This is a genomic window from Fictibacillus arsenicus (assembly GCF_001642935.1).
In the GTDB taxonomy this organism is placed as follows: domain Bacteria; phylum Bacillota; class Bacilli; order Bacillales; family Fictibacillaceae; genus Fictibacillus; species Fictibacillus arsenicus_B.
The window spans coordinates 1,582,252-1,599,172 of sequence record NZ_CP016761.1 but is presented as its reverse complement, the minus strand read 5'-3'; the positions used below and the strand labels follow the sequence as shown (position 1 = coordinate 1,599,172).

At 39.6% G+C, this 16,921-nt stretch carries 13 protein-coding genes; 6 read left to right on the top strand and 7 right to left on the bottom strand.

The features are described 5' to 3' along the window. The first annotated feature begins 55 nt into the window (after positions 1 to 55). Positions 56 to 193 carry a hypothetical protein gene (locus ABE41_RS21215; RefSeq protein WP_172827342.1) on the top strand — a complete coding sequence of 46 codons (138 nt, stop codon included), beginning with the start codon at positions 56 to 58 and terminating at the stop codon, positions 191 to 193. Between the two features lie 22 nt (positions 194 to 215). Here ABE41_RS21215 and ABE41_RS08365 read toward each other — a convergent pair whose 3' ends face one another. Further along, the gene (locus ABE41_RS08365) at positions 216 to 1,364 is read right to left on the bottom strand and encodes a histidine kinase N-terminal domain-containing protein (protein ID WP_066288727.1); all 1,149 of its coding nucleotides are present in this window, start codon (positions 1,362 to 1,364) and stop codon (positions 216 to 218) included. Positions 1,365 to 1,533: 169 nt separating this feature from the next. On the opposite strand from ABE41_RS08365, the gene ABE41_RS08360 reads away from it, so the two are divergent. From ABE41_RS08360 to ligD (ABE41_RS21375), 3 genes are read left to right on the top strand one after another with little or no spacing between them, the layout of a single operon-like run. Beyond that, entirely contained in the window at positions 1,534 to 2,421 is an 888-nt protein-coding gene (locus ABE41_RS08360) for a non-homologous end joining protein Ku (RefSeq protein WP_066294735.1), read from the top strand. Beyond that, on the top strand, positions 2,418 to 3,380 hold the full coding sequence (ligD, locus tag ABE41_RS21380; RefSeq protein WP_253805461.1) for a non-homologous end-joining DNA ligase: 963 nt from the start codon (positions 2,418 to 2,420) through the stop codon (positions 3,378 to 3,380). The genes ABE41_RS08360 and ligD (ABE41_RS21380) overlap by 4 nt, the downstream gene beginning before the upstream one ends. Beyond that, positions 3,353 to 4,273 (top strand): non-homologous end-joining DNA ligase, encoded by a 921-nt coding sequence (gene ligD, locus ABE41_RS21375; protein WP_253805460.1) that lies wholly within the window; start codon positions 3,353 to 3,355, stop codon positions 4,271 to 4,273. Before ligD (ABE41_RS21380) ends, ligD (ABE41_RS21375) begins: the two co-directional genes overlap by 28 nt. A 41-nt stretch (positions 4,274 to 4,314) precedes the next feature. Here ligD (ABE41_RS21375) and ABE41_RS08350 read toward each other — a convergent pair whose 3' ends face one another. The 5 genes from ABE41_RS08350 to ABE41_RS08330 all read right to left on the bottom strand — a co-directional run bounded on the left by ABE41_RS08350 (position 4,315) and on the right by ABE41_RS08330 (position 10,798). Continuing rightward, a complete protein-coding gene (locus tag ABE41_RS08350) occupies positions 4,315 to 5,337 on the bottom strand; it encodes a LacI family DNA-binding transcriptional regulator (protein WP_066288725.1) in 1,023 nt (340 codons plus the stop codon). Between the two features lie 396 nt (positions 5,338 to 5,733). Further along, positions 5,734 to 7,248 carry an alpha-amylase family glycosyl hydrolase gene (locus ABE41_RS08345; protein ID WP_066288723.1) on the bottom strand — a complete coding sequence of 505 codons (1,515 nt, stop codon included), beginning with the start codon at positions 7,246 to 7,248 and terminating at the stop codon, positions 5,734 to 5,736. Between the two features lie 28 nt (positions 7,249 to 7,276). After that, the gene (locus ABE41_RS08340) at positions 7,277 to 8,113 is read right to left on the bottom strand and encodes a sugar ABC transporter permease (RefSeq protein ID WP_066288721.1); all 837 of its coding nucleotides are present in this window, start codon (positions 8,111 to 8,113) and stop codon (positions 7,277 to 7,279) included. A gap of 1 nt (position 8,114) precedes the next feature. After that, positions 8,115 to 9,377: a sugar ABC transporter permease gene (locus ABE41_RS08335; RefSeq protein ID WP_066288717.1), complete on the bottom strand. Its 1,263-nt coding sequence runs from the start codon at positions 9,375 to 9,377 to the stop codon at positions 8,115 to 8,117. A gap of 155 nt (positions 9,378 to 9,532) precedes the next feature. Next, entirely contained in the window at positions 9,533 to 10,798 is a 1,266-nt protein-coding gene (locus ABE41_RS08330; protein WP_066288714.1) for an extracellular solute-binding protein, read from the bottom strand. 537 nt (positions 10,799 to 11,335) lie between these two features. On the opposite strand from ABE41_RS08330, the gene ABE41_RS08325 reads away from it, so the two are divergent. Together ABE41_RS08325 and ABE41_RS08320 are read left to right on the top strand one after the other, a co-directional pair. Beyond that, the gene (locus tag ABE41_RS08325) at positions 11,336 to 13,060 is read left to right on the top strand and encodes a glycoside hydrolase family 13 protein (protein WP_066288709.1); all 1,725 of its coding nucleotides are present in this window, start codon (positions 11,336 to 11,338) and stop codon (positions 13,058 to 13,060) included. A gap of 384 nt (positions 13,061 to 13,444) precedes the next feature. Next, a complete protein-coding gene (locus tag ABE41_RS08320) occupies positions 13,445 to 14,803 on the top strand; it encodes an MATE family efflux transporter (protein ID WP_066288707.1) in 1,359 nt (452 codons plus the stop codon). Between the two features lie 230 nt (positions 14,804 to 15,033). On the opposite strand, the gene asnB is transcribed toward ABE41_RS08320, so the two are convergent. Further along, positions 15,034 to 16,881 (bottom strand): asparagine synthase (glutamine-hydrolyzing), encoded by a 1,848-nt coding sequence (asnB, locus tag ABE41_RS08315; RefSeq protein WP_066288701.1) that lies wholly within the window; start codon positions 16,879 to 16,881, stop codon positions 15,034 to 15,036. Positions 16,882 to 16,921 lie beyond the last annotated feature (40 nt).

The following is a 16,921-nucleotide window of genomic DNA, read 5'->3' as shown; positions in this document are numbered from 1 at the left end:
CATGATGCATAATCAATTTCCTTCTGACAGATGTTAGAGACAGGAGGGATTCTATATGACACACCGCTATACAAAAGACGATAATAAAAGACCAGAAGACAATCAGGCGATGAATCAGCTTAAGAACGAAGCTGAACTCGAGATAAAGCAGAAAGGGAAGCAGCCTTACTCTAAAAAGCCTGATCATCTTTAACAGTATGAAAAAAGCTCCCGAGTCAACGGGAGCTTTCTTTAATGGTTGGAAATTTAATAGTGAAACATGTGAAATCTTCTTTGGAATTCACTTCGATTGTGCCATTATGTTTTTCTACAATCTGCTTGCAAACCGATAAACCAAGACCTGTTCCAAGGGATTTGGTCGTTACAAACGGCTCGAATACATTCTCCAGTAAATAATCAGGGATAGGATTCCCGTTATTACAGATTGAAAGTTCAACTGTTTTTTCTAAGTTCCTCTTTAGTTTGACCTCAATAATACGTTCACCATTCCACTCACTTAATTCTTCAACTGCGTTCACGAGAATATTTAATAAGACTTGTTTGATCTGTGAACTGTCTCCCTCAATATATACTTCATCTCTCAAATCACAATGAATGATGATATTGGTTTCTGTGAATCGAGGATACATAAATTCAAGCATCTCTTTTAAGAGTGTTGTTAAAGGTACACTTACAAGCTTATCTTCAAGGCCTCTCATTTTAGATAAATAAAGAAACTGAGTGATCTTTTCTTCCAGACTCTGCATCTCGTTCTGGATGATCTCAAAGTAATAGGCGGATTGATCCGTTTTCTCCAGTTCTCTTTGAAGCAAATAAATAAATCCTTTTACTGATGTCAGCGGATTTCTAAACTCATGTGCAAAGCTTGCTGCGATTTGTCCAAGCATCGTTAGTCTGTCATGATGCATTTCCTGAATGAACTGATTTTTTCGATCTATGATGGAGTCCTTTAATGCCGTATAGTCTTTCACGCTTAAAAATAAAAGGTGATCAAAATAACGCTGCATCATGAGGACACCTTCGCCTTTTTCATGTTCGTTCAATAAGGAACACATTAAAAGCTCGTAAACAATGCTCCGGCCGATGTTTATGTTATGTACAAAATCTCCGATGTTAGCCTTTGCTTCAATTCGCTCTTTGGCCATTTTGTTTGTAAGATTACTTACTCTGTCGAGTGAATCTGTTTCCAAGTAATAGATCAGTTCTACGATCGTTTGATAGCCGTTCTTTTTGACTTCCTCATAAAAAGGATCATTCTGCGGCAACAGTACATTTTCAAGCCATTTTTCAACGATGCTTGATTTCTGCTCACTTAGGAACGAAGCCAGCTTCTTATTTATTTGTTCATGTGTACTGCTATCCATGTAGTAATCACCCTTTAAATAAACAATCTTTGTCATCCATTATGAAGGATTTTACATGATTCTACAATGCATTGTCGAAATGTGTATAAAATATGGAAAAATATACATGATGTTTATTTTATTGGAAATCAAACACTATGTAATAAACGAACGTGAAAGGATGGTTTCCATGCATACGATGTGGAAAGGAGCAATCAGCTTCGGGCTAGTAAATATCCCAATTAAACTGTTTGCTGCCACAGAAAATAAAGATATTAAGATGAGATATTTACATGAAAAATGCCACAGCCCTGTTCAATATGAAAAGATATGCCCTGTATGTGAAGAAACAGTTGACTCTAAAGAGATCGTTAAGGGGTATGAATATGAGCCTGGAAAGTTCGTCGTAGTTGAAAAGGATGAACTGGATGAATTGGCGGGCGTATCTGATAAATCGATAGAAATCATTGATTTCATTCAATTAGAAGAGATTGATCCTATTTTTTACAACCGTTCCTATTTTGTTGGACCAGGTGAAAACGGAACGAAATCCTTTGCTTTATTAAAAAAAGCTATGGAAGACACTGGAAAGATCGGTCTTGCAAAGTTCACACTCCGATCTAAAGAGCATCTCGCAGCAGTACGTGTTTATAAAAACGGTTTAGTGCTAGAAACAATCTTTTACCCTGATGAAGTACGCAATGTTGATCATGTTCCTGGATTAACTGACGAAGTTTCATTAAATGAAAAAGAGCTTGAAATGGCGAAACAGCTTATCGAACAATTAACTGCTCCATTTGAGCCGGAAAAATATGAAGACGAGTATAGAGAGGCTGTTCTTGAGCTGATCAACAGTAAAATTTCTGGTGATGAAGTTAAAGTGGCAAAAGAAAGACCAAAGACTAATGTAGTTGATCTAATGGAGGCTCTACAAGCTTCAATCAACGAAAGTAAAGGCAAAGAACCAAAGAAAAAAGAACCAAAGAAACAAAAAGAAACGGCAGAGAAACAATCTGGTGAGGAAAAGAAAACGAAGAAGAAAAAATCAACAGCTAAGAAGAAAGCTTCAAGTTCATGATTTCTGCTTTTCTTAAACCCATGCTCCCTACTCTTTCTGATGAACTTCCGGTTGGCGAGGATTGGGTATATGAAGTAAAGTACGATGGTTTTCGGTGTCTTCTTTATTGGGATCATTCCAAAATTGTTATGACATCCAGAAATGGTCATCACCTGCATACAATTTTTCCAGAAATCCCTGACTTTTTAAAGGACTTTGAAAATAAGGTGAATCACTTGTTTCCGCTTTTGCTCGATGGTGAATTGTGCATTTTAGAAAATCCTTTTAAAGCAAACTTTGAACAGATACAGAAAAGAGGCAGGCTAAAACAAAACGTAAGAATTACACAAGCTGTAAAGCTGTATCCCTCCTCTTATTGTGCTTTTGATTTGCTTGCTGTTGAAGGTCAATACATTTATCACGAACACTTTTTAAATAGAAAAGAATTGCTGTCTAATTTCATAGAAGCATTAAATGTGGATATCCAAAAGGTTATCCCTTCATCTTTTATGAACTTTGTCCCTTTTACAAATGATAAAGAGTATATTGAGCATACTGTCCGGAATAACAATAGCGAGGGCATTGTAGCAAAAAATATTAAAAATAAGTGGTCTTCAGGAACTCGGACAACTCACTGGATAAAAGTAAAAAATCTTAAATACAGTACATTTATTCTGACAGGATACGATACAGAAAACGGTTTTTTCCATGTTGGTGTGGTAAGAGATGATCAGATCATGTTTGTCGGTTTGTTTTCGCACGGAATCTCACCTGAAGAGAAGGAAGCTTTAATCCAGGTCGTGAAAAGAAACCAAAGCGGAAGATCAGGCTCTATCATTTCGATTGAACCGTCGCTGTGTGTGGAGCTTTCTTTTTTAGAGGTTTACAAAGAACAGTTAAGACAGCCGCGTTTTTTCCGTTTTCGTTTTGACGCTGACTGGGAGGATTGTACATGGGAAAGCCTGCAAAAGAACAGCTGAACCTTCAAGTTAATGGAGAGATTGTTACACTGACAAGTCCTGATAAGCCTCTTTGGCCAAAACATAACATCGTAAAAGTCGAATACATCAACTATTTGACACACATAGCACCATACATGCTTCCTTTCCTTAAGAACCGCGCACTTACAGTAATCAGATATCCGCACGGCGTTGGAGATGAAAGATTTTATCAAAAGAACTGTCCGGACTATGCGCCAGATTATATACAAACGGTTCAACAAGAGGATATAAATTACATTGTCTGCAATAACCTGCCAACCCTTTTATGGCTTGGAAATCAGCTCGCATTTGAATTTCATATTCCTTACCGGACATCTGATACTTCTTACCCGTCAGAAATCGTTATGGATCTTGATCCACCTTCCCGGGAAGAATTTAAGCTTTCGATTGAAGCCGCATTGATGATTAAAGAAGTCTGCGATAACCTTCGTCTAACTACTTTTATTAAAACAAGCGGAAATAAAGGGATGCAAATCTATATTCCTTTGCCTGATGATCAAGTAACATTTGATGAGTCCCGGCTTTTCACTGAATTTCTTGCGCACTATTTAATTGAAAAAGAACCTTGCTGGTTCACAATCGAAAGGTTAAAAAAGAACAGAGGCAACAAATGTTATATCGATTATATCCAGCATGCGGAAGGCAAAACCATCATTGCACCTTATTCAGTAAGAGGAAATGATGATGCACTCGTAGCTGCCCCCCTTTATTGGCATGAAGTGGATGGGTCGCTTAAACCTGACTTTTTTCCGTTAACTGTTATTCAAGATCGAATTAAAGAAGTTGGCGATCCTTTTAAAGAGTTTTTTTCAGCTAAAAATAGACAGCCGATTTCCCCTGTGATACAAGCATTAAAAGAAAAAAGCCTTTAACTGAGAGAGTGAACTCATCAGATAGAGGCTTTTTATACTCCCTAATTAATTTTTTTACAAGACTGCCTTTCAGCGAGCTCAAATGGTACTGTAACACGTTTTGCTGGTTTTCCAGGTGTTTGAATGCATTCCAATAATCCTTTTGCTGCTTCATATCCGAGCTGAAAAATATTAATATCAACAGAGGTTAAAGCAGGAGATGAAAGTTCTGAAAGCATCACATTGTTAAAGCTTAATAAGGAAATATCGTCTGGAACACTTAATCCTAAGTCATTTAACGTACTTAATACACCAAAAGACATAAGATCATCCATCACAAGCAATGCAGTTGGCGGATTCTTCAATCCCAATAGTTCCTTTACAGCTTCCTGCCCGCCTTCTTTTAAGAACTCTTCGTGTACGATATATTCATCTTTATGCGGCAGTCCTGCGTTTCGTATCGCTTTTTCATAACCTAATAACCGGTCGATCGTTACGACAAGGTTTAAGTCTCCTCCTACAAAACCGATTCTCTCATGTCCAAGGGACAGAAGATGCTCTGTCATTTCCTGACCTGCTCTAAAGTTGTCGTTATCAATATGTGTTATCGTTTCTGCATTTTTAAAAGGTTTTCCGATTACGGTAAAAGGAAAGTTTTGTTCTTGTAAATAACACATGATTCGATCGTCAACTCGCGAATAAAGCATAACGATACCATCAACACGCCGTCCCTGCACCATACGGACTACTCCATCAAAAATTTCATCCTCCGTTTTTCCCGTGGACATATATAGCGCATATTCCTGCTCGTGCGCCATCGTACTGATTCCTCTGATTACTTCAGGAAAAAATGGGTTTTGGAAAGCTTTATCTGCAGAACTCGGCATGACGAGTCCGATTGCCTGAGTGCTGCGGTTTGCTAAACTTCTAGCATTAAAGTTAGGATGATAGCCAAGGTAATCCATTGCTTCTTTCACTTTTCGTTTTGTTTTTTCTGATATACGAGGGTTGTTAGCAATAACCCTTGATACCGTTGAAGGAGCAACATCTGCTAATTTCGCTACATCTTTAATGGTAACTGACATAATGGGAGTCCTCCTTTCAGACTATTACTCTGGCTGTATACGCTTTCTCAATCCAACATAATTGTATAGAATCCTTAGGAAAAAAGATATATGATTCTTTTAATTCAGGTTGCTTTTGAAAGTAGTTGATCTCCGCTCAGGTTGCTCGCTTTCCGCGGGGCGTGCGGTAAGCCTCCTGCTGCTCTGCACCATTAGGAGTCTCACCTGTCACACTAGTCCCGCAGGACAAGGAAGAGTTCGGCAGCGTTTCATCGCACGAAGAAAATGTGATTTTCATTTTCGAGGAGTACCGCACCTTGCGCTCCAATCAACTTGTCAATGAAGAGAATGAAAAGTTAATCAAAAGCAACTATCTTTTAGAGAAAATCCTTTGAATTCGCATTATCTAAATTATTTTCACTTTTTAAATAGAAAGACCAATAACAAGATCACGAGAATACCGCCTGCTGCTATTGCAGCGTAAAGATAAGGGTTTGAACTTTCTTCCTGTAAAAGGAAAACATGTGCAGTTTCCCCTTTTACTTGAAGTTCAATTTTGCCACCTTTTACTTTCGCTTCTTCTTCGTTTATTAGATCAACAAATTTATGTCCGCTTAAGTCCTTGTCTTTAAAAGTGATCTCTGCATCTTTTTTATCGTTGTTATAAACAATATAAATCGTTTCATCTCTATAAGTTCTTTTGAATACCGCTTTTGCCCCATCATCTTTTATCATGGAGAAGTCTCCGCGGCGAAGTGCTGGATGCTTTTGTCTTAGATCACCAAGTTTCGCTGTAAATGTCTCCATCTTTTTGTTCTGGCTGAAGTCCATCATACGGCGGTTGTCAGGATCTTTTGCACCGTCCATCATATGTTCTGTCCCTTGATATAGAATCGGAATTCCAGGAGCTGTGTAAAGATAGGTCAGAGCCAATTTCAGTCTTTTTTCTGGGTCCTCTTGTTTGAGCAGCACTTCTCTTACAAAACGGATGTTGTCATGATTATCGATAAAATTTCCTAACGTGTAGGGATCTTCATAATAATATTTGTTTCTTTCCCATACGGAGTGCAGTTCCGAAAGAGATTGACCGCTTTGTTTGAAAATCCTCACCATCTCATTAAACAAAGGATAATCTACAAAAGAATGAATTCCCGCTTTGTTATATTCTGCAATATACCGGGGATCGTTGTGCCATACTTCACCGATCAAATAGAAATCAGACTTCGCTTCTTTTACTCTTTTGGAAAATTCTATCCAAAAATCTTTTGGAACATGTTTAACCGTATCTAGCCTATAGCCGTCAATATCTGTTTCTTTTATCCAATATTCAGCCATATCCAGCAAGTAGTTTCTTGTTTCAGGATTTTCTGTATTTAAATCCGGCAATCCGGCAAGCCATCCGTTCTCTACATTTTGCTGATTGTCCCAATTGCTTATCTCCTCTTGGGGATGAAACCAGTCTTTTTTTTCAGGATCATTCTGCCATGAATGTTTATAGCCTGTATGATTCACAACAAGATCCAATATTACTTTTATGTCACGATCATCGGCTTCCTTTACCAGCTGCTTTAAGTCTTCCTTCGTCCCAAAATGTTCTTCCGTTTCGTAAAAATCCTCTGTCCAATAGCCATGGTAGCCGCGTTCCTTATTTTTCACTACAGGTGTCATCCATATTGCTGTAACACCAAGTTTTTCGAGGTAATCAAGCTTTTCAGTAATCCCCTTAAAATCTCCCCCATGATAGGCTGCAGGGTCTGATGTATCAACTTCAAAATCATTCTTTTTATCACCATTTTGAAACCGGTCTACCATAATAAAATAGATGGTCTCGTCTTTCCATGACCGCTCTTCCTTTTTTTCTGCAAGCGCTTTATTTTGAACAGATAAAAAAAGAAGAAACGACAAGCCCAAGATGATAATCTTTTTGCCCATCGCCGTTCCTCCTAGAGTGTTGTACTTATTAACCTTTCGTTCCGCCTGCTGTTAATCCAGAGATAAAGTAACGCTGCAGCGATAAGAAAAGCAATCCGATTGGAATCGCAACTAATACTGAACCTGCCGCAAAAAGCGTAAAGTTATTTCCAAATTTATTTGAGATCATGTTAAACAATCCAACTGCCAGGGTCTGCTTTTCATCAGAGCTAATAAGAATAGAAGCCAGGATAAAATCAGCAAATGGCGAGATGAAACTGAATAGCGCAATTACCGCTAGGATCGGTTTAGACAGCGGCAATATGATCTGCCAGAAGATACGGAAGTGACCTGCACCGTCAATTCGTGCAGATTCGTCCAGTTCTTTTGGGATCGTATCATAATAGTTTTTCGCCAAATACGTGTTCATCGGAATTAATCCGCCAACGTACACAAGAATTAATGCCAGATGTGTATCTAACAATCCTACTTGGAATGCAAGAATATAGATTGCAAGGATGGCTACGAACTGCGGAATCATCTGCAAGATCAAGAACAATAATAATCCATTCTTGCGTCCAACAAACTTATATCTTGAAAAGGCATAAGCCGTAAGACCGATAAAGATCACTGAGAGCACCATTGTAATAAAACAGATCTTCAGCGTATTCCAATACCAAGTTAGATATTCAGTTTCTGCAAAAAGCTTTTTATAGTGATCCAAAGTAGCATTTTCGGGAATAATGGTCGAACTTGATAAGCTGTTACCTGGATTCAGTGAAGAGCCTACTACCCAAACGATCGGATAGATTACAACAGCAATTGCACCTAAAAGAATAATATACGACAGAGTTAAACGGATTCTATTCGCTGTTTTTATACTCATATTAAATCATTCCTTCATCCTTAAATGATTTGGTCTTTCTGAAGTAGAACAGTGACACCGATACAATAATGATGGATAGCATAACGGTTACTGCTGCAGCTTTGCTGTATTGAGCAGATGTCATCGTTAAGTTATAAATCCAGGAAATCAAGATATCAGTTCCCCCTGCATTCTGATCAGGAATCGCAGGACCACCATTGTTGAACAGGTAGATTACGTTAAAGTTATTAAAGTTAAACGTATACTGCGTAATCAAGATCGGAGCCGTCGTAAATAGAATCATAGGAAGTGTAATCTTTCTGAATTTGTCCCAAGTTGATGCTCCATCAACCGTAGCCGCTTCATAAAGCTCACCAGGAATGGATTGAAGAACTCCTGTTGTCATGGCCATAACGAACGGGAAACCAAGCCAGGATTGAATAAAGATCAATGCAATTTTTGTATAGAACGGATCTGTCATCCAAGGTATGGAATCGATTCCAACAGCTGCTAAAATATCGTTATTAATTGCTCCGAAAGTATCATTGAACAATCCTGAGAAGATAAGTATAGATACAAACGCTGGTACAGCCCAAGGGAGAATCAATAATGTACGCATTAAGCCTTTAAATTTAAGGTCTTTCTGATTAAGAAGTACAGCAAGGAAAATCCCTACACCGATTTGCAAAGTTGTAGCCGTAAACGTCCAGATAATTGTCCAAGCAAATACAGATATAAACGTTTCACGCCAGATATCTAAAGTAAACATTTCAATAAACGTTTGAAAACCTACCCAGTCCACTAGTTTATTTGGCGGTGAGTTGTATAGATTATAGTTCGTGAATGAAAGAAGAAGCATAAAGATGATCGGGAAAATAACTACGAAAACTAATAACAGGAATCCAGGGCCTACCATTAAGTACGGGAACCCTTTGTCGATCACGTTATGATATTGTTCGCGAAGTGTTGCTAACTGCAGCCCCATGTCGCGCTTGTTGCCATTTTGGTAAGCATCATAAAAGTTCAATACATAGAAGCCAAGTCCGATTGCAACTACGATAAGAGAGATAACACCATTTACAAGCAAGAATATAGAATGATCTCTTGGCACTTCTGTACCTAATGTTACAATTCCCCAAAGTCCAATATTAAGAAAATCCAGAAACGCAATAAAATAACATGCTGCTAAGAATAAGAATACAAACCCTTTTACCCATTGCTTGTTATAAAATTGTCCCAATCCTGGAATGATGGACAGCAGTGCTGCCGTCTTACGGTGTGTCATTACAGGTTTCCCCTTTCCTTTTTCCACTTACTTTATTGTGTATAGTTCGAAAGATTTCAGGACCCATTCTTTTTAGCGAAACCTTTCCAACATACACAATAGTGAGAGAAAGCAGTACCCGCGACGACTGGGTACCGCTTTTCTCTTATTGCTTATTATTTACTGTGGTTTGCTTCAATGTTTTGTCCGATTGTTTTCACTGCACTGTCTAATGCTGCTTGTGGCTTAGATTTGCCAGTTGCAGATAGTTGAAGTGCGTTTGCAGCCGGAGCCCAAACTTCTGCCATCTCAGGGATGTTAGGCATTGGAACACCGCGTTCTGATTGAACAGCTACAGCTTTAGCAGCTTCGTTGTCTGCAATGATTGGGTCCTCCATTAGAGATACAACTGGAGGGATTTCTGCTGTCTTTTCATAACGAACTTTAGAGTTTTCTTCGTTTGTAATGAATTCAACAAGCTTTGCAGCCCATTCTTGGTTTTCAGAGAAAGCACTTACGTTGTAACCTTTAACTCCGATGAATGTTTTTACATACTCACCGTTTGGAAGCTTAGGCATTGGTGCAACACCGATGTCGATTCCGGCATCTTTATAGCCTTGGAAAGACCAAGGTCCGTTCATAACAGAAGCTGCTTTACCTTCAGTGAATAGTCCATCGATTGTAGAACCAGCTTTTTCACCGATGATACCTTTCGGGAACAATCCTTCGTTGTACCAGCTAGTGATATAGTCTAAACCTTCAACAGCACCTTCGTTAGCAAGACCAACGTCTTTAGGATCTAATGTACCGTTGTCATCTTTAAATACATATCCGCCAAATCCAGAAAGTACACCGTGTGCAAAATAGAAGTCTGTCCAGTTTGCAAGGTATCCGTATTGAGCTCCGCCTTTGTCGCCTTTAGAGAAAGCCATTAAGTCTTCTAAAGATTCAGGTGCTTTATCCATCATTTTTTTATTGTAGATGAATACTGGTGTTTCAGTTGACTTTGGAAGTCCGTAAAGGTTTCCGTCATATGTTAATGCGTTAATTGATGATTCTGTGTAAAGCTTTGTCACATCGTCAGAAACTTCGATCGGTGCAATCAAGCCTTCGATTGCTAAAGGTCCGATGCGGTCATGCGGTGTTGTGATAACATCTGGTCCTTTTTTCGCAGGTCCATCAAGACGAAGTTTCTCTTGTTGGTCAAGCATAGGGATTTCTTTAAGCTCTACTTTGATGCCGTGTTTCTCTTCAAACTTTTTGATGGCATCCTTCGTTCCCATACCTTTTTCCTGGTCTTCCCAGATAACCAGTTTCTCTGGCTTTTTGCTTGAAGCTTCTTTCTTACCGCCAGTTGAAGTGCTGTCTTCTTGCGGTCCGCAAGCAGCTAGAGCACTTGCAGCAAGAGCAAAAGTTAAAGGCAATGCTAATAACTTTTTCATGAATTGTACCCCCCATAAGATATAAAAATTCAAAGCATACAAACGTTTGCACAGACTGACAAAAAAATATAACTCTGTTGAATTATGTAGTTTTTTGCCGTTTATGAAAACGATTGCATTACCTGCTCATTTTCATTATACCTCGGCTTTAAATTTTTACAATAGTTTTTTAATTTTTTTTGGATTCGCTTTCATTCCGCTTGATTTTCATGTTGTAAGCGGTTTATACTACTTTCAACAATATGAAGGCAATGTACAGCGTTAGGGGTACAACCTAGGTAGTTTATAGGTTGTGCCCTTTTTTTGTAATCACTGTTGCTATTGAAAGTGTTGATTTCCGCTCCAGGTGCTCGCTTTCCGCGGGGCTGCGGTGAACCTCCTCTGCGCTTTGCGCCGTTAGGAGTCTCACCTGTCACCCTGATCCCGCAGGAGTCTCGCACCTTGCGCTCCAATCAACTTGACAATGATGTTTACAAAAACAAATCTAAAACAAAAATCTTTTGGAAAGTACCAACTTATAAATGAAGGGAGAAAAACATGTTAAAAGAAGCGATCTACCACAGAGCAGGAAATAATTATGCGTATGCTTATGATGAGAAGACTCTTCATATCCGTCTGCGCACAAAAAAAGGAGATGCTGATAAAGTTTCCTTAATTTATGGCGATCCGTACGACTGGACGAAAGACGGATGGCAAACCTCTTCTTCACCTATGACTTTGAGCGGAACAGATGAATGGTTTGATTATTATCTTATTGAAATTCAGCCGCCTTTTCGCAGATTGCGTTACGGGTTTGAAATCACAAGCGGTGATGAAACGGTAGTGTATACCGAAAAAGGCTTTTATGATGAAGCTCCGTTTGACGATACTGCCTATTACTTCTGTTTCCCTTTTTTAAATGCTATTGATGTATTTCGTGCTCCTTCCTGGGTGAAGGATACGGTATGGTATCAGATCTTCCCCGAACGTTTTGCAAATGGTGATCTGAGCAATGATCCTGAAGGTGCAGTGCCATGGGGCAGTGAAGAACCAAAGAAGGATAACTTTTTCGGCGGTGATTTTCAGGGCGTGATAGACCATATCGATCATCTTGTGAAGCTCGGTGTCTCAGGTATTTATTTCACACCTATATTTAAAGCCAAGTCTAATCACAAATACGATACGATCGACTACATGGAGATCGATCCTCAATTTGGTGATAAAGAAACTTTTAAGAAACTCGTGAAAGTATGTCATGAAAACGGCATTAAAGTAATGCTCGATGCCGTGTTTAATCATAGCGGCTACTATTTTGAACCTTTTCAGGATGTGCTTAAAAATGAAGAGAAATCCCGTTATAAAAATTGGTTTCATCTAAGAGAATATCCGATTGTGATTGAACCGCGTCCAAATTATGATACATTTGCTTTTGAAAAAACAATGCCTAAGCTGAATACGGAAAACCCTGAAGTCCGTGAATATTTGCTGAAGGTTGCCCGCTATTGGATTGAAGAGTTTGACATAGATGGCTGGAGACTCGATGTTGCGAATGAAGTTGATCATTCTTTCTGGAGAGAGTTTAGAACTGCTGTAAAGACTGCTAAATCTGAAGCTTACATCTTAGGCGAGATCTGGCACGACTCGATGAACTGGCTGCAAGGGGATCAGTTCGATGCAGTAATGAACTATCCTTTTACAAATGCTGCTCTTGAATTTGTTGCAAAAAATACAATTGATGCAAAAGTCTTTGCCGAAAAAATCACCGCTGTTATGCATATGTATCCAGAAAATGTGAACGAAGCAGCGTTTAATCTACTTGGCTCACATGATACAAAACGTGTTTTAAACTTCTGTGATGGAAACAAGGACAAAATGAAACTTCTCTTCCTTCTTATGCTGACTTTCAAAGGTACTCCTTGTATTTATTATGGAGACGAGATCGGCATGACTGGGGAAATAGATCCTGGATGCAGAAAATGTATGGAATGGGATGAAGAAAAGCAGGATCTGGATCTTTTTAATCATATCCAGACGCTCCTTTCTCTTCGTAAAGAACACAAAGTTTTAGCAAATGAAGGCAAGCTGTCATTCATCTCGGCAAAAGGCAAGACGCTCCTTTATGAAAAATCTTCTTATGATGAAAGCATATTAATTCTTTTAAACGCTGGTGATGCAGCTGTTGAGAAATCATTTATTATCCCTGAAGGCTATGAGTTACTATTCGGAAATGATGCATCGGAAGTAATACCGCCTTATGGGTTCAGCATGTATCGAAAAAAATAAAGGATGTTTTCGTAAACTTGGATGTTATTAGAAGTGGTTGATTTCCGCTCCAGTATGCTCGCTTTCCGCGGGGCGTGCGGTGAGCCTCCTCAACGCTTCGCGCATTAAGGACGTAATTAAGAAAGCTTTTGTGCTCCTGCGTCTTCAAGCTAACTCTCCCGAAGCGTGCTTCCTCGTCGCATGCCTTGCGAGAAGTAATCTCAGGTGTTGGCACGCAACTTGCGCTCCAATCAACTTTCAATGAAGATTATTTAAAACGACCCAAACAACAACAATCTATGAAAAAATCCCCTTACTAAAAAAGTAAGGGGATTTCCTTTCACGAGTTCAATTTTCTGCTACAATAGGAAAATATTCTAAACACCTAGATGGAGAGGGATGTACATGAATGGAAGTAAAGCCGCTAAGCTTTCCCTTTTTGCCATTACGTGGCCCATTTTTATAGAGATTTTGCTTCACATGCTGATGGGTAACGCTGATACCCTTATGCTAAGCCAATATTCTGATCACTCGGTAGCAGCGGTTGGTCTTACAAATCAGCTACTATCAGTCGTGATCGTTATGTTCGGTTTTGTTGCTACAGGGGCGAGTGTTGTCATCGCACAAGCAATTGGTGCGAAGCTGGATAAAACGGCAGCAGAGGTTGCGGTTGTATCTATAATGGGAAACTTACTCTTTGGTTTGCTGTTAAGCGGAGCATTGCTTATTTGGGGTGACACTTTTTTAAAGTGGATGAATACTCCCCCTGAACTTATGAAAGAGGCAACCAGCTATCTTTTAATCGTTGGCGGTTTTTCTTTTATCCAATCTGTCATAATGACAATTGGTGCCGCTATTCGCAGTTACGGATTTACGAAGGATGCGATGTATGTAACGATCGGGATGAATATCTTAAATGTGATTGGAAACTACTTATTCATTTTCGGCGCGCTTGGATTCCCTGTCCTTGGTGTTGAAGGTGTCGCAATCTCCACTGTTTTCAGCCGTTTTTTAGGATTGGTTGTCATTTTGTATCTATTATTCAAACGATCTTCTATTCCACTGCCCTTTGCAAAGTCATTAAAGCTGATTCCGCTTCATATTAAAAGCGTATTGAAAATCGGACTTCCATCTGCAGGAGAACACCTTTCCTACAGCGGTTCCCAAATGGTTATTACTTTTTTCATTACACTGCTCGGGACTTCTGCACTTACTACAAAAGTGTACACGTTTAATATTATGATGTTTATCTTCTTATTCGCCGTAGCAATCGGACAAGGGACACAAATTTTAATCGGACATATGATTGGTGCGAAGTCATTTGATTCAGCATATAAAACGTGTTTAAAAAGTCAGACCTATGCCATGATCATCAGCTTTTTAATGGCTGGAGTTGCTTCTCTTTTTGCAAAGCCGCTTCTTTCCATTTTCACGGATAACCCTGAGATCATTAAAGAAGGAACGCTTTTGCTTTACTTAACCCTATTGCTCGAACCTGGACGTTCCTTTAATCTGGTCATTATTTCAAGCTTAAGAGCTGCTGGTGATGTAAAGTTCCCTGTGGTGATGGGTGTTATTTCTATGTGGGGTGTAAGTGTAACGCTCGCTTATCTCCTCGGCATCGTCTTTGAACTTGGATTGGCAGGTATTTGGATTGCCTTCATTGCGGACGAATGGCTGCGCGGTCTTTTCATGTTATCAAGATGGAGAAAACGAAAATGGCAGAATAAATTTATGGTGAGGAATGCTGAGGCAACTGCTTAAAATGCTGCTGATTAAGCTACTCTGTCGAAAATCATGCTAATGAGCGCTGGCTACAATTCGTTTCGTGGGAAAAATTAAATTAACGTGGGATTAAAGTGATTTTTCGTGGGATTATTTTTTATGATTTCCCTGCGTAGACATTATGCGAACTATGTCTTTCATAGGAATACAGATATTAAAAAGCGGTCAATCTCAAGAGAGGTATCTTCTGAGTTTGGCCGCTTTTATTATTAATCTATGATATTTACATTATAATCACTCAGCCAGCTATCGATTTGAGCCAGGTGTGCCATTAGCTGTGGACCAGTCATCAACTGTCCGAACCAAGGATCTTTGAATGTTTCCCCGTCCGTATCAATGATTTGCTGTACTTTCTCACGGTTCAGCACTTCAAAAAGTGGCGAGTGCTTCTTATTTACAATACACTGCAGCCAGTCTTTTACGCCGTCTGTATACTCGGGGTGAAAAGTTTTAGGATATGGGCTTTTCTTCCGATACAAAACGTCATCTGGAAGCATGCCGGTTAATGCTTTTCTTAGGATCCCCTTCTCTCTTCCTGCAAGCATCTTCATTTCCCAAGGGATATTCCATGCATACTCTACGATTCTATGATCGGCAAAAGGCACCCTGACTTCTAAACTTGCACCCATACTCATGCGGTCTTTACGATCAAGAAGTGTTGTCATAAACCATAGCATGTTTAAATAAAAAATTTCTCTTCTTCTCGCTTCTAATCTCGTCTCCCCTTCAAGTACCGGTGTTTCTTTTACTGTTTCTTCATATCTCTGCTGGACATATGATGCTAGATTCAGTTTTTCTGCCCATGAATCCTGAAGAAGATTCTGCCTTGCTTTTGTTGAGCGCATCCAAGGAAACATATCCCTGTTCATGAGTTCTTCTTTATGGAACCAAGGATACCCTCCAAAAATTTCGTCTGCGCATTCTCCAGACAGAGCTACTGTAGACTGCGGCTTAATCTGCCGGCAGAACCATAATAATGAAGAATCCACATCTGCCATTCCCGGAAGGTCGCGTACCGTAACAGCTTCACGCAAATGGTTGATCAATAGTTCGTTATCTATGACACAGCTGTGATGAGTTGATCCTGTCGCCTCTACCATTTTATTAATCCAAAAACCATCTGAGTTTGGCTGATAATCGCTCGGTTTAAAGTATTTGTCATTGTCTTCATAATCAATGCTGAATGTGTGAAGTTCGCCTTTGTTTTCTTCTTTAAAATGCTTGGATGCGATTGCCGTAATCGCACTTGAATCCAATCCGCCTGATAAAAATGTACAAACCGGTACGTCTGCAACAAGCTGGCGGGTTACAGCATCTTTTACAAGCGTCTCAACGTTCTCAATCGTTTCTTCGAGCGAATGCTCGTGAGGTTTGCTTTCCACGTTCCAATAACGCCAGATCTTTAATCCATTCTTTGTGTAGGTCGCTGCATGTGCGGGACGAAGCTCTTTTATTCCTTTATAAACGCCGTTACCTGGTGTTCTGGATGGACCGAGCCCAAATACTTCTTGAAGCCCTTCCCTGTCAATTTCTGCTTTCATTTCAGGATGAGCCAGAATAGCTTTCAATTCTGACCCAAAAAGAAAACGGCCGCCTTTTTCTGAATAAAAGAAAGGTTTAACGCCTAAACGGTCTCTTGCGACGAACAAACTCTCTTTCTCTTCATCCCATATTCCGAAGGCGAAAATTCCATTAAACTTTTCGATGCAGGCCTCTCCCCACTCTATATAAGAAACTAGGAGAACTTCAGTATCAGAGTGGCCTTCAAATGTGTATCCGCGCTGCAAGAGCTCTTTTCGGATATCCTCCGTGTTGTACAGTTCCCCGTTATAGCAAAGTGTATAATTGTTGTTGTTCTTTTTCCTGCACATCGGCTGTACGCCGCCTTCAATATCGACTACAGCCAGCCGGGCGTGACCAAATCCTGCATGTGTTGAGCTCCAGACATTCAATGCATCAGGACCCCTTTTAGATAAAGTTGTGGCCATTTTTAACAGTACATTTTTTTCATTGATGAGGTTTCGATTCCAATCTGCCCAACCTGTTATTCCGCACATTGGTTTCATCCTTTCTATGCAAACTCCGAGTATAATGCGT

What these genes read in the sequence shown, in the direction of transcription:
- ABE41_RS08340 (WP_066288721.1), bottom strand. Translation starts at nt 8,113, where the DNA reads ATGAGTATAAAAACAGCGAATAGAATCCGTTTAACTCTGTCGTATATT.
- ABE41_RS08320 (WP_066288707.1), top strand. Translation starts at nt 13,445, where the DNA reads ATGAATGGAAGTAAAGCCGCTAAGCTTTCCCTTTTTGCCATTACGTGG.
- ligD (WP_253805460.1), top strand. Translation starts at nt 3,353, where the DNA reads ATGGGAAAGCCTGCAAAAGAACAGCTGAACCTTCAAGTTAATGGAGAG.
- ABE41_RS08345 (WP_066288723.1), bottom strand. Translation starts at nt 7,248, where the DNA reads ATGGGCAAAAAGATTATCATCTTGGGCTTGTCGTTTCTTCTTTTTTTA.
- ABE41_RS08365 (WP_066288727.1), bottom strand. Translation starts at nt 1,364, where the DNA reads ATGGATAGCAGTACACATGAACAAATAAATAAGAAGCTGGCTTCGTTC.
- ABE41_RS08325 (WP_066288709.1), top strand. Translation starts at nt 11,336, where the DNA reads ATGTTAAAAGAAGCGATCTACCACAGAGCAGGAAATAATTATGCGTAT.
- ABE41_RS08335 (WP_066288717.1), bottom strand. Translation starts at nt 9,377, where the DNA reads ATGACACACCGTAAGACGGCAGCACTGCTGTCCATCATTCCAGGATTG.
- ABE41_RS08330 (WP_066288714.1), bottom strand. Translation starts at nt 10,798, where the DNA reads ATGAAAAAGTTATTAGCATTGCCTTTAACTTTTGCTCTTGCTGCAAGT.
- ABE41_RS08350 (WP_066288725.1), bottom strand. Translation starts at nt 5,337, where the DNA reads ATGTCAGTTACCATTAAAGATGTAGCGAAATTAGCAGATGTTGCTCCT.
- ABE41_RS21215 (WP_172827342.1), top strand. Translation starts at nt 56, where the DNA reads ATGACACACCGCTATACAAAAGACGATAATAAAAGACCAGAAGACAAT.
- ligD (WP_253805461.1), top strand. Translation starts at nt 2,418, where the DNA reads ATGATTTCTGCTTTTCTTAAACCCATGCTCCCTACTCTTTCTGATGAA.
- ABE41_RS08360 (WP_066294735.1), top strand. Translation starts at nt 1,534, where the DNA reads ATGCATACGATGTGGAAAGGAGCAATCAGCTTCGGGCTAGTAAATATC.
- asnB (WP_066288701.1), bottom strand. Translation starts at nt 16,881, where the DNA reads ATGTGCGGAATAACAGGTTGGGCAGATTGGAATCGAAACCTCATCAAT.